This is a genomic window from Brevibacillus jepli, assembly GCF_047229145.1.
Taxonomy (GTDB): Bacteria; Bacillota; Bacilli; order Brevibacillales; family Brevibacillaceae; genus Brevibacillus.
In genome coordinates, this window is record NZ_JBFEFW010000046.1 from 15,957 (window position 1) to 28,899 (window position 12,943).

Here is a 12,943-nt window from a genome sequence, read left to right on the forward strand (position 1 = left end):
TGTTTCTTTTTCCCCCTTATATTCTTGATTAGTAAAGTGAGGCGATCGTAGTGAGACAAATGAAAACTCCTTTGTTCAGCGGGTTGTTGGAGCACGCCAACCGGAACCCGATTCAATTTCACATTCCGGGCCATAAGAAGGGTATGGGTATGCATCCGGCATTTCGCGAGTTCATCGGGGACAACGCTCTCTCGATAGACCTCATCAACATTGCGCCATTGGATGACTTGCATCACCCAAAGGCAATGATTAAAGAAGCACAAGACTTGGCAGCTGAGGCGTTCGGCGCTGACCATACATTTTTTTCCGTTCAAGGTACAAGCGGGGCCATCATGGCGATGATTATGGCGACCTGCAGCCCTGGTGATAAAATCATCGTACCGCGTAACGTGCACAAATCGATCATGTCCGCGATTATTTTCGCGGGAGCAATCCCGATCTTTATTCATCCTGCGATGGACGAGCGTCTAGGCATTTCACACGGGATCACAGTGAAGGCCGTACAAAAAGCGCTGGATACCCATCCTGATGCTGCTGCCCTGCTGGTTATTAACCCAACATACTTCGGTATTGCAGGAGACTTGCGAGAGATCGTGCGGGCTGCACATAACTACGAAATTCCTGTATTGGTAGACGAAGCGCATGGCGTGCATATTCACTTTCACGAAGAACTGCCGATTTCAGCTATGCAGGCAGGTGCCGACATGGCAGCAACCAGTGTACACAAGCTCGGTGGCTCTTTGACCCAAACGTCGATCTTGAATGTACGTGAAGGCCTCGTCGATGTAGATCGGGTAAAAACCGTCATGAGTATGCTGACGACAACCTCGACCTCCTACATCTTCCTCGCGTCGTTGGACATGGCGCGCCAGCATCTGGCCCTCAACGGGAAAATGCTCGCGGATCAAGCGATGGAGCTGGCTGCGAAAGCTAGAGATTTGATTAATGAAATCCCGCGCATCTACTGCGTTGGCAAGGAGATTCTCGGAAAGCCAGCGACTCATGCGATGGACCCAACCAAGCTCCTCATCCACGTACGCGATCTCGGAATCACCGGATGGGAAGTCGAGAATTGGCTGCGTGACAAGTACAACATCGAAGTAGAGATGAGCGACCTGTACAACATCCTCTGCTTCGTCACAGCAGGTGATACGGAAGAATCCATCCGCACGCTGGTTAATGGCTTGCGTGAGCTGTCTGTTGAATTTTCACATGTACAAGCAGAAGATAAGCCTACCATCTCACTGCCGAACATCCCGGTGCTGTCCACGACTCCTCGAGAAGCATTTTATGCAGAGACAGAGACGATTCCGTTGGTGGAAGCAGCAGGTCGGGTTATCACTGAATTCATCATGGTGTATCCTCCAGGCATCCCGATCTTCCTCCCTGGAGAGGTTATCACTGAAGAGAACATCGCGTACATTCAGGAAAACATCCGAGTCGGGCTACCTGTACAGGGCCCAGAAGATGAGACACTGAAAACGATCAAAGTAGTGAAAAGACAAACGGCCATTTCTGGCTAAGCTACTGCAAACGATAACAGCTGCCTCTTTCACGAGAGAGCAGCTTTTTTTATTTGTTAGGCACCCATTATGAGATAAGATGAAAGTAGGAAAAATCAGGAAAGGTGGGCGATGCTGTCATGCCGGACTGGTCCTATCAAACGATGTTTCGGCCACTCCTCTTTCTCATGCCACCAGAACGAGCGCGGTCTGTTACCTTGCATACCATCGGAGCATTGGCAAAAATTCCGGGTGGACCGGCTATCATTGAACTAATGGGACATATGCAGCCTCCCGCGCAGCTGTCCAATACAATAGGCAACGTCACGTTTCCTACACCAGTCGGCTTGGGGGCCGGATTAGATACGGACTGTATCGCGATTCAGGCTCTGTCCAAATTCGGCTTCGGGTTCCTTGAGCTTGGGCCCGTGTCAAAAGAACCGATTGATTCTCACAACACGGTACAACGAGACTCTGCCGGGATGAACATTCACTATACCATTCCATTAGCCAATCCCGGGATTGATGCCCTCGTGAGGCGTCTGGAACGGGCCTTTGACATGGACAGCCCTCTCGGAGCCAGGTTGGCCTATCGACCTGGAGCCAGCATGAGAGAAGCCACAGAAGAGCGTCAGGAGTTAATCGACAGACTTGGACGTTTTTGTGCGTATTTCACGATCGATACCCGTACGACTGCTGGACTGCCAGAATGGAGCCATGCTGAATGGAAGGAGCATTTGTCTTGTTTGCGTAGCAAGACGGATGTGCCGATCCTGCTCGCTATTTCTTCAAGCCTGACGGAGACGGAAGCCTTGCCGATTATTGCCTTGGCGAAGGAAGCAGGACTCAACGGTATCGTTGTTGCTGGAGGAATGACACAAACGGAATCTTGCCGTTCAAACTCTTCCATCTATACGACGGGAAAGGATACACACGAGCAATCAGTCCATTTTGTCGAGTGGTCACGAGAACAGTGGCCCGATGCGCTCATCATTGGCTCGGGTGGCATTCTGGAACCAGCACAAGCTCTTACCCTTCTTGAGGCGGGGGCCAATTTTGTACAGTTGCATAGTGGCTTGGTCTATTCTGGACCCGGTTTGCCAAAGCGAATCAACGAAGCAATCTTGCAAACACAACCAGCCACTGAGAACCCTGAACAAAAACGATCTACTTTTTTATTTCCTTCTTGGGTATGGGGTGTATTGTTAGGGGTAGGCATGATCATCGGTGGAGCACTTGCTTGGCTGGTCGCAGCTACTAGTGTCATCCTCCCCTACGACGAACGCTTTCTAGGGATGTCAGCCGAGCAGCTTGAGCTCCTGAACACGCAAATCCTCTCTTTTATGTCTCACGATCGGATCAGCCTGGCAGGAACGATGATTTCCATAGGTATTTTATATGCCCAACTGTCCTACCATGGATTGCGAAAAGATATTCACTGGACGAGGACTATTTTGCTCGTGTCCGGAGCCGTTGGATTTTCCAGCTTCTTTTTATTCATTGGGTACGGATACTTTGATTACTTGCACGCTATTTTGGCGATTCTGCTATTTCCCATGTTTTTGTTAGCTATGCGAACTCCTGCAACGATTCATCTGACTAGATTGCCACCCCAGCTACACAACGATCGGGATTGGCGTATGGCTCTATGGGGGCAACTGTTTTTTGTCATTATTGGCTTTGGTTTGACAGGCGCTGGTCTTATCATTTCCATTATCGGTGTCACGGGGGTGTTCGTTTCTTCTGATCTCGTCTTTCTATGTGTGTCGGCTGATACTTTGCAGTCTTACAATGATCGATTAATTCCGGTCATCGCTCATGACCGTGCTGGCTTTGGCGGGGCGTTAGTCTCGAACGGCCTGGCCGTCTTGCTGATTAGCCTTTGGGGACTACGGCGAGGAGAAGCATGGATTTGGTGGACGTTGTTTTTAGCAGGCATTCCAGGCTTTGTTTCTGGCATAGGCATACACTTTACGGTAGGCTATGTCGATTTTATCCACCTCTTACCCGCTTATGTAGCAGTGATTCTGTTTCTTGTAGCACTCGTACTTTTGAAGCCGTATTTATGTCGGACATAAAAAGAAACAGACGAAAGAATATCTTTCGTCTGTTTTGTTTGTTTAGGAGAGCCTGACTCTCATTATGCAGAATCAGTCTTCGTCTTCTTCATCCTTATCATCTTCATCGCCCGGCTCGAATGCCAGTGTGTATATATACGGATCTTTGTCACGATCATCTACCCAAACAACGCGGTTTCCACCGATACGTGCGTTTTCCATCTCCGCATCATCATCCCACTCGATATCGGTATAGGAATCCTCTTCAAAATCATACAGCTCAAAGTAGAATTCCTTGCCTTTTGAGGACAGGCGATTATCTTCAAACAAAATCATGTTGCGCGAAGCCTGTGGATTTTTTTGGTCCCCATCCGTATAACGCAGCAATGGATTGACTCTTTGACGGTCGATGTTGTAATAGTTCAAATCCCAGCCTGTTTTGGAATTGCCAGTATCTTCACTCCAAACAACAAAATTATCGCCGATCTCTGCCTTTTCTACTTTTACGTTATCGCGGATTTCTGTCTCGTCATCTTCTTCAATATCGTAGAGAACGATGCTTGCGCTCTTAGAGCCTTCTTCTACTACCCACGTTGCATAGTTTTTGTAAAGATCAACGCTCAACGGTTCATTTCTCACCGTCGTAACTTCCGTGTGCTTTCCTGTCGACAGATCTGTGATGATCACTTCCGGTCTACCATCGACATTCACCCACAACAGGCGCTCCCCGTCGATCTCATAAAGCTTCTCACTTGGCTTCTGGTCATCATCTTCATCTGTAATCTGTTTTTGTACGCCTTTACGAATATCGTAGGAGAATAGTGCATCTTCACGCTCGACATACCAAACCACATAATGCGAGCTTACAACAGGTCGAGATGCATCATGCTCGGGATTACTGATGACTTTACTTTTGTTAGTGTCAACATCGTAGAGTACGATCGTATCATTTTTCTTCGACTCTGTTACGTAAGCTATGTAACGATCGTGACCGCTTGGGTCCTTTGGTTTACCTCCGGAACTACCAATCGGAACTAATTCTTTTTCGTCCAGATCATACAGGTGGAGTTGGAGCTTTTTCTTGCTGTCTTTTTTCGCAAACAAGATGTAATCGCCATAAATTTTCGGTCCTGTTTCACCGTAAAGGTTACTCGCGATTTTTTTACTAGACGTTTTACCAAGCTCACGATATCGCAGGTCACCATCGTCATCGTACACATAGTCCTCTTGGTACAAATGGACGTGCGACTGCTCGTTTGAATCGTCAGTCAACCGCTTCGTTCTACCATTGCTGATTGAGTAGGAGTATAGGTCCCCTGAAGACTTATGCTCGTATACAATTTGATTGGAGAAAATGCTCGGGCGACCTTGATCCCCCTTGTCGGTGACGGCAGCCTTTTCCTGCTTTGCTTTGATGTCGTAGTAGTAAATGTCGTCGTTGCCATCGCGATCGTCTTCCCAAGCGACATACCCATTACTTACCACTGGGTTGCTTGCTTTTCCACTCGCCGATACGATCTCTGTATCTCCCGTAGAAATATCGTGCAGATAAACATCGCCGTTGTCAGTCCATACAACCCTTTTATCTGCTATTTCTAGCCCTTCAACAGAAGCAGAACCGCTTGTCAAACGGGATTCTTTCTCTTTCTCAATATCGTACAAATAGATATCTGAACCGCCATCGCGAGAATCAATCCATACGACGTAATTTCCATCGACCTTTGGATTCGTCTTCTCAGATTTCTTGTCACCAATTTCAATCTGGGTACCTTTATCGAGGTTGTAGAGTGTTATTGCATTTTCGCCTTCAACCATCCAAACGGCATATTTTTTTGCTATATCATATCCTGCTGAGGATATTGATGGCTGACTACCGTCTATTTTTTCTTCCTCGCCAATACTGGAAGCATATACCGGTGTCCCGCTCCACAGAGATGTGACCAAAAGAGCAGCGGCCAGCATTCCCTGCATCGGTTTTCGCTTCATGAAACAATTCCTCCTTTTGCAACGATTTTCACTTCTCCATTATCCTCCATCCGGAAAAGGTTGTCAAAAAAAACAGGCCTCGACATAGGCCTGTTAGCTATTGTTATTCTTTTTCCTGTCTTTCACCAGGACGACAGTCACAGTTGCACACAGCATAAAGCGTTTTCACTGAATTACATTCAAAATGCTCGATGATGGTTCCGCAAGTCTGACATACGATAGTTCCCATCTATGTCCCCTCCGCATTAATTGATCACATATTACTACAAATGTTATGTTACATTCATATTAATATGCCACACCATTCGGAGTCAAGATGCATTCGACGATAATTAGTATGTCACATTAAGTCGAAATATTCTCATCCATCCAGTTTTCGATTTTTTGCAAGACCTCTTCCTTTTCTGGTTCATTCAAAATTTCGTGCCGCAGGCCTGCGAATCGTTGAAACGTTTGTCTGTCAGGAAGACCTGCTGTAAACTGCTCTATTGCTTCCGCATCAATCAATGTATCAGCTCCAGCCTGTAAAACAAGAACAGGCAGCTTGATTCGCTTTCTCTCCTCCCACGCCTTTTCCATGGACCGGTTCAATTCGGTAAACCATCTGACGCTCACCTTGGAATAATTGAGCGGATCGTTTTGATAGGCTGCCTGAACAGCTTTATCCCGCGATACCATCTCGGGGGTTATTCCATTTGGCATGACAAGAGTTGGCCATATGCGATCGAGAACCTGTGCCAATTGCGCCTTCCACGCCGGTACCGATAGCTGTAATTTCAAGCAGGGGGATGTGAGAATCAACCCGGCCAGCTCTTTACTCCGTTCATCCGTCTGGATAAAACGAGTCGCGATGAGTCCACCTAGACTATGCCCCATTAAAAATACCGGTTTCTCTCCTGCCGCATCAGCAAGAGCCGTACTCGTCCACTCCCGTACACTGGACAAGTAGTCTTCAAATGATTGTATATGACCTCGTCTCCCTGAAGAACGTCCCCAACCCGGCAAATCTTCCGCATATACGTCCCATCCAGCCTGATTGAAATAAGCAGCCACATGCTGATAACGCCCATGATGCTCTCCTGTCCCATGTACAAGGACAATCGCTCCCCGAGAGGTATTTGCTGACCATTTATGCACACCCATCCTCCTTGTTCCTCCTACTGCTATTTCTTCCGATTATACAAACAAAACGAGCAGAAGATAAACTTCTGCTCGCCACCTAATACTGATTTTCTTCAAATGGAATGGACGGCAAATGCTCCTGGAAAAACTCAGCGAGCGCGACTGCCTCGTTTTCAGAATCCAGTCGGAATATTTTTTGCAGATATCCTGGATTCACCGCATCTTCTGAACTGAGAAGAGTCGATTGCCCTGTTTGCATACAGATCACCAACGGCTTCCCATAAAACTTGTGTGTGAATACCATGCCAAAGTCGTAACGTGTTCCCTCTGAAATAAACCCTAGGAAACGTACATTAGCGTTCTCCGAAACGTCGTATAAGTGGTCGTAGTGCTCCATCAGCAATCCCTCCTCAACAGTATTTTGGGCCTCCGAATTTTCGTGAAATATTCGGATTATTCAATAGTATAAGCGAAAAATCATGTTTTCGCCACCCAAACAGCTTCATTCATCAGACCTGACGAATTAATTACCCTGTCTTCTCCTTCTTGAATCCATCTCACTTTTTCCGCACCATGTAACGATTGCGCAACAAAGGAAAGACATTCGAAGAACAGTTCAACTACTGCTGTACTGTATCGTTCCTCCATTTTCTCCAATGCATACGTCAATCTAAAAATATCTGGTACATTTCTTCGACTTGCTTCCAATACTTCTTTTCCTTTTTGAGTCGGGTATACGTGAACGACACGTCCATCCAACTCTGATTTTTCAATCGTCACCATGCCTTTCTCCATTAATTTTTTGATATGAATAACAATAGATGAGGGATGCCAGAAGGTCCAATCTGCAATTTGCGTGACGCGTACACCTTCATAACAGTAGATGATCCAGAGAATGTTTAACTGTACGGAGGAATCCAATTCGGCTTCCTTCGCTGCCCGCTCCCAGTCTTCTTTGTTCACCACATCGATGGCGCGCATGGTGTTTAAAGCTTCGAATACGTGTCTAATTGAGGCCTCCTGCATGCTTATATTCCTCCATGATCCTTTATCGTTCATCTAATAGCTATATAAATATGATATATATTTTACACTTTTCAGAAAAAACACGCAATTGTTTTCGGTTACCAACTGCCTCATTGCCAAAGAGTGGAAGACAATGCTACACTAAACGCACAGAATACCGGTACTAGGAGTGAATGCAAACGTGAAACTTCAATCGGCCTACATCTATTTCGTTGATGGTTCTACCGCAGCATCTGTTAGTATTGACGACGTAAAAGCCAAATTTACGCGATACGTTGACATGACCTCAAAAACAGGGAAGCAGTTGGGTTGGTCCTATGCGGATGCTGCTTTTCCTTACTCCCTAGAAGAACGCCCAGAAGGACGGGACTCTTGGTTCCTCCTCAAAGGAAAAGACCCGAACCTGTACAAAGCCATTGTTGTAGGTGTCGGCAGTAAAAAGGAAGATGGCTCAGAAAAACACTACATACAAGTGTCCCTTCCTGAATCAGCCACCCACGGTGATAAAAACAAGGCAAATGAGTACTGTCGATACTTGGCACGTGACTATAAAGCCGAGCTTCACCTTTTTAACAAGCGCATTCAATACTTCCAGCCTCGAAAACCATAAGGCAGTCACAATATGAGACACCTAGAGCCTGAGTGAATAAACAAAAGCCCCATTCCCACAAGAAGCACTTGTGAAAAATGGGGCTGTTTCGTATTAAAATGCAGATACTTCAGTCGTACCTTGCTTGAGCACGTTGATCAAATCATTTGAGACCTGGATAGCGAGTAAAACCTTCCGTCCACCATCCGAATTCCTAGATCGACGCAATATTCCAATCCTTGCGTCACTCCGTATAAAATCCATTCGGAAGAGCGATGGTTGATATCAAAATCAGTGTAAAGGTCTGTGCCATCATTTCGGATCTCTTTGCGGTACGTCACATCAAAAAGGCGTAGGACAAAAGGCAGTTCAGCAAAAGGAATCGCAAACTTTCGCTCTATTTCTAGCTCGAACTCCTTCGTCATGCTCCACTCTGCCTGAATGGATTGCTCATCTTTCCAGGCAATGCGTATACTCGGGCCTTCTACATCCGTGGACGATCGCGGGGGATTTGTCTCCATTCGCTCCCATCGTTCCTTTCTTTCATGTACTTGCCATCACCAAGTATATTGGCTTTTCCATCTATTATAGCACGGGGACATGCAAACTGGAAACGCATCCAAGCCATAATTTTTAGCGCCCAACTGTAAAAGTATTTTCGCCTACGGTTACATAAGAAGTGAATTTTTCGGATTTCATTTGAACTTGTACTTTATAAGTGCCGTATGCTTCTAATTTTGTCGATACAAAAGGCTCAGAAAAATAGAAGCTGTTTGCATTTTGCGTAGAGTATTTCCATTCTTTCCCTTTAGACACTTCTTTGCCGTCCGGTCCGATCAACACGAGTTGCATGCGCAAATCTTTGGCTACTGGCGCCTCATCTACTTCGACGAACACGTTAAACGTACGAGGTACATTTTTATCACTGTATCCTTTGACCGGATTGCTGAAAACGACATTTTTATTGCGGGTCTGCTGAATCCCTTCGACCACGATAATATTCACATTTGGCTTAATCACTTGCAGCTTGCCAGATTGCTGATCATAATCGGTAAAGCCCCCGAGCTTGTTCACTATCGAGCCTACGGATTCAGCCTTGGATGCTGGCATTTCACTCGCTACCGTTTCAGCGCCGAAAAATACGCGCATCGCACCCTCTCCCAAAGCGGCAGTGCTCCCCACTCCTGCTGCTACAGTCAACGCCAACAAGGCCGATAACCATGCTTTTTTCATGTCAATAATCCTCCTGTATGTGTGCGCGGCAGCGCTTGTTTTTCCGGAATTTCTTCTCTCTAGTTTATACGTTTGGAAAAGGAAATAGTTGTGCTGCCGTGATAAGTTTTTTCAACAATATCCACATTATCCACAAGCACAAACAGCTTAGGAAGAAAGACTTATGCACAGAGATGTTAATAACCACTTCATACTCTTGACGAAAGATATATCGGCAAGACACGAAAAAAAAGCGGCTATTCAGCCACTTTTTTCCTCCTAATAACTTCTACTCCTGTTGCGAAAGCCATGTAAAATACCGGGACACCAGTCGAATGGCAACCTCGATTGCGTCTTCATTCGGCTCTATTTTGGAATGATGCAAGCCGTACGGCGTTTGCACCCCCAACCAAAACAAAAGGCCCGGAATTTCTTTTAAGAAGTATCCAAAGTCTTCTCCAGTCATCGCTTCCTTACAGGTGATGAGCGTCACATCATCGCATTGCTCCTGTACCCATTGCATGAAATCAGCCGTCAGCTGCTCTTGGTTGTAAACCTGACAGTAGCCTACACCATAGTCTATGGTAGCCTGGCAATCGAAGCCCACTTCTACACCCTTTACGAGCGATTCGATGCGGCTCTTGACAAGTGCCATCGATTCCATAGAAAAAGTGCGGATGGTTCCTTCAAGCCTGGACTTCTCAGCAATGATATTCTGCTTCGTCCCGCTCTCGAGCTTGCCAATCGTTACGACTGCTGAATCCAGTGGATCGATATTGCGCGCAATAATCGATTGGAGCTGAGTCACCAAATGGCTTCCTGCTACCACCATGTCGTTGGCCTTGTGCGGGAAGGCTGCATGCCCCCCTTTACCCACCAAATCAATGTACAGCTCAGAAGTGTTGGCAAACAAGATTCCAGGCTTCGTTGCAATATGTCCAACTGGATACTCCGGCGCGATATGCAGGGCAAAAATGCAGTCAGGTCGCCACTCTGCAAATTCTGCACTTTCCATCATTGGCTCTGCCCCGCCTGGACCTTCTTCAGCTGGCTGGAAGAGAAACAACAAATCATCTGCTATGGGTTGCTCGGTAAAATGCGTCAAGAGACCTAGCGCAATCGCCATATGCATGTCATGACCACACGCATGCATGTATCCTTCATGAAGCGAACGAAACGGATAGGACGTCTCTTCTACGATCGGCAGCCCATCCATATCAGTCCGCCAGGCAATCATTCGTTTTGGCTCGGTACCTGCCAGCTTGACCAGGATGCCTGTCCGCCACGTCTTGATCTCGATCCGCTCTTGCGGGAGCTTTTTCAAATAATCGAGCAAGTATTGTTGCGTCTTCACCTCTGCAAAGCCAGGCTCCGGTATTTGGTGCAGGTCCCGCCGAATTTGTGTGAACAAGGAAGTCGTCATGGCCTACGCCTCCTTTTTTGTACCCGTACGTGCAGTTAATTGCTCCTCAAACACGGTAAGGAAACGGTCCACGTCGGCTTTGGTCAATGTCAGAGGTGGGAGCAGGCGCACAATTGTCTTCTGCGTCACGTCAATGAGAATTCCCTCGTCAAGCAACGCCTGCTGCAATTGGCTTACTTCTTCCGGAGTGGAAGAAAGCGGAATCCCAACCATCATGCCTTTCCCGCGAAGGGATTGAAGCTGCTCTGGCAGGCGAGTGCGCAATGCTTCCAGGCCTGACCAAAGGTACGTAATCACTTCTTCTACGTGAGCTGTGAAGGCTGGATCAAGCAATTCGTCTAACACGACATTCCCCAAAGCAGCGGAAAGTGGTGAAGGTGCGAACGTCGTTCCGTGATCTCCCGGTTTGAACTGGTTCATTAGCTTCGGACCAGCAATGACACCACCAAGCGGAAGCCCTCCCCCTATGCCTTTGGCAAAGAGGATGAGATCCGGTGTCACGCCTGCATGCTCATACGCAAACAGCTTACCAGTACGCCCCATTCCCGTCTGGATTTCATCCATGATAAACAGCATGCTTTCTTGTTCACAAATCGCTGCTACATCACGCAGGAACGCTTCTGATAGCGGTACGACTCCCCCGGAGCCCAAGACTGGTTCCATAAGCACAGCAGCCGGCTTTGCTTCTTGGCATATCGCTCGCAATCCGTCAGTATCCTCTGCATCCAGCTCATAAACAGGAAAAGGCGGCTGCGGAAAGTCCTGATAGACGTGAGCTTGTCTCGTTAAACGTACCGCTCCAAGCGTTCGCCCATGAAAGCTGTTCCGCAAGACAACAATGCCCTCACGACCTGCTCCCTCGTTTTTCGTCCATTTGTGAATCAGCTTGATTGCAGACTCTGTCGCCTCTGCACCAGAGTTGGTGAAAAACACCTTACCGCTGATGCTGTTCGCAACCAGACGCTCAGCCAAACGAATAGCCGGCTTATTTAAAAACACGTTGGAGATGTGCAAAAAACGCTCTCCCTGCTCGCGCAGAGCTTGTACAATACGCGGGTGAGAATGACCCAGAACGTTAACGGCAAGACCCGTAAACAAGTCCAGATAGCTCTTCCCGTTCGTGTCGAACAAATAATTTCCTTCGCCTTTGTCTATCGCAATCGGAAGCCTTTTGTATGTGGAGACGATATATTGTTCATCGAGCGAACGCCAGTCCATGTGCACTCTCTCCCTTACAGCTGACGTAGCTCCTGCTTGATCTCAGTCTTGGAACGAGTTTTTTCGTCGATTTGCTTGATCACACGTGCAGGTGTTCCCGCAACTACCACGTATGGAGGTACATCTTCAATCACGACTGCACCCGCAGCAACTACCGCACCTTTTCCTACGCGTACGCCTTCCAGAATAACGGCATTAGCGCCGATTACGACATCATCCTCTACAACAACCGGCTGTGCGGAAGGTGGCTCGATTACACCCGCAATAACCGATCCAGCTCCGATGTGGCAGTTTTTCCCGATTGTTCCACGTCCACCAACGACAACGTTCATGTCGATCATCGTACCTTCACCAATGACTGCACCGATATTAATCGATGCGCCCATCATGATGACTGCGTTGTTTCCGATTGTTACTTGGTCGCGGATAATCGCTCCTGGCTCAATACGCGCTTGAATTCCTTTTGTATCCAGCAACGGAATGGCGGAGTTGCGGCGATCGCTTTCCACAACATAATCTTCAATTTTGTCAGCGTTCGCAGCAAGAACTGGCTCAATCTCTTTCCACTCGCCAAAAACAACACCGGTAGGACCTGTAATGAAAGCTTTGGAGCTCGCCCCGAAGTCGATTCCATCCAGATTCCCTTTTACATATACCTTCACAGGCGTTTTCTTTTCGCTTTTTTGAATAAACGCGATAATTTCGTTAGCATCCATCATGTTCATAATTACATCCTCCCACTATAAAGTAATGTTTTCTCCTGTTTTCTCGCTCATTCTCTGTTTTTTAACTTTGACATCTTAAAGCT

13 protein-coding genes are annotated in these 12,943 nt (G+C 47.1%); 3 read left to right on the plus strand and 10 right to left on the minus strand.

The window, feature by feature from the left end; translation table 11 throughout:
- Positions 1 to 50 precede the first annotated feature (50 nt).
- Positions 51 to 1,523, plus strand: coding sequence for an aminotransferase class I/II-fold pyridoxal phosphate-dependent enzyme (locus tag AB1L17_RS29495; RefSeq protein WP_412848502.1), 1,473 nt, complete (start codon positions 51 to 53; stop codon positions 1,521 to 1,523).
- A gap of 119 nt (positions 1,524 to 1,642) precedes the next feature.
- Entirely contained in the window at positions 1,643 to 3,580 is a 1,938-nt protein-coding gene (locus AB1L17_RS29500; RefSeq protein WP_412848501.1) for a beta/alpha barrel domain-containing protein, read from the plus strand.
- Between the two features lie 72 nt (positions 3,581 to 3,652).
- On the opposite strand, the gene AB1L17_RS29505 is transcribed toward AB1L17_RS29500, so the two are convergent.
- The 5 genes from AB1L17_RS29505 to AB1L17_RS29525 form a co-directional block, all read right to left on the minus strand.
- The gene (locus tag AB1L17_RS29505) at positions 3,653 to 5,545 is read right to left on the minus strand and encodes a hypothetical protein (RefSeq protein WP_412848500.1); all 1,893 of its coding nucleotides are present in this window, start codon (positions 5,543 to 5,545) and stop codon (positions 3,653 to 3,655) included.
- A gap of 103 nt (positions 5,546 to 5,648) precedes the next feature.
- Positions 5,649 to 5,774, minus strand: a complete 126-nt coding sequence (locus tag AB1L17_RS29510; protein ID WP_007723214.1) for a GapA-binding peptide SR1P — start codon at positions 5,772 to 5,774, stop codon at positions 5,649 to 5,651.
- A gap of 116 nt (positions 5,775 to 5,890) precedes the next feature.
- Positions 5,891 to 6,688 carry an alpha/beta hydrolase gene (locus tag AB1L17_RS29515; protein WP_412848499.1) on the minus strand — a complete coding sequence of 266 codons (798 nt, stop codon included), beginning with the start codon at positions 6,686 to 6,688 and terminating at the stop codon, positions 5,891 to 5,893.
- A gap of 76 nt (positions 6,689 to 6,764) precedes the next feature.
- Complete coding sequence (locus AB1L17_RS29520) at positions 6,765 to 7,064, minus strand: DUF3055 domain-containing protein (protein WP_015892160.1); 300 nt, start codon at positions 7,062 to 7,064, stop codon at positions 6,765 to 6,767.
- A gap of 80 nt (positions 7,065 to 7,144) precedes the next feature.
- Positions 7,145 to 7,693, minus strand: a complete 549-nt coding sequence (locus AB1L17_RS29525) for a MarR family winged helix-turn-helix transcriptional regulator (protein WP_412848498.1) — start codon at positions 7,691 to 7,693, stop codon at positions 7,145 to 7,147.
- Between the two features lie 181 nt (positions 7,694 to 7,874).
- On the opposite strand from AB1L17_RS29525, the gene AB1L17_RS29530 reads away from it, so the two are divergent.
- Positions 7,875 to 8,303, plus strand: coding sequence for a DUF1885 family protein (locus tag AB1L17_RS29530; RefSeq protein WP_412848497.1), 429 nt, complete (start codon positions 7,875 to 7,877; stop codon positions 8,301 to 8,303).
- A gap of 137 nt (positions 8,304 to 8,440) precedes the next feature.
- Here the strand turns inward: AB1L17_RS29530 and AB1L17_RS29535 are convergent, their stop codons facing one another.
- From AB1L17_RS29535 to dapD, 5 genes are all read right to left on the minus strand, one after another.
- Positions 8,441 to 8,803 carry a DUF4912 domain-containing protein gene (locus AB1L17_RS29535; RefSeq protein ID WP_412848496.1) on the minus strand — a complete coding sequence of 121 codons (363 nt, stop codon included), beginning with the start codon at positions 8,801 to 8,803 and terminating at the stop codon, positions 8,441 to 8,443.
- 112 nt (positions 8,804 to 8,915) lie between these two features.
- Positions 8,916 to 9,515: a hypothetical protein gene (locus AB1L17_RS29540; protein WP_412848495.1), complete on the minus strand. Its 600-nt coding sequence runs from the start codon at positions 9,513 to 9,515 to the stop codon at positions 8,916 to 8,918.
- Between the two features lie 268 nt (positions 9,516 to 9,783).
- Positions 9,784 to 10,917: an N-acetyldiaminopimelate deacetylase gene (locus tag AB1L17_RS29545; protein WP_412848494.1), complete on the minus strand. Its 1,134-nt coding sequence runs from the start codon at positions 10,915 to 10,917 to the stop codon at positions 9,784 to 9,786.
- A gap of 3 nt (positions 10,918 to 10,920) precedes the next feature.
- Positions 10,921 to 12,135: an aspartate aminotransferase family protein gene (locus AB1L17_RS29550; protein WP_412848493.1), complete on the minus strand. Its 1,215-nt coding sequence runs from the start codon at positions 12,133 to 12,135 to the stop codon at positions 10,921 to 10,923.
- 14 nt (positions 12,136 to 12,149) lie between these two features.
- Entirely contained in the window at positions 12,150 to 12,860 is a 711-nt protein-coding gene (gene dapD, locus AB1L17_RS29555; RefSeq protein WP_412848492.1) for a 2,3,4,5-tetrahydropyridine-2,6-dicarboxylate N-acetyltransferase, read from the minus strand.
- Positions 12,861 to 12,943 lie beyond the last annotated feature (83 nt).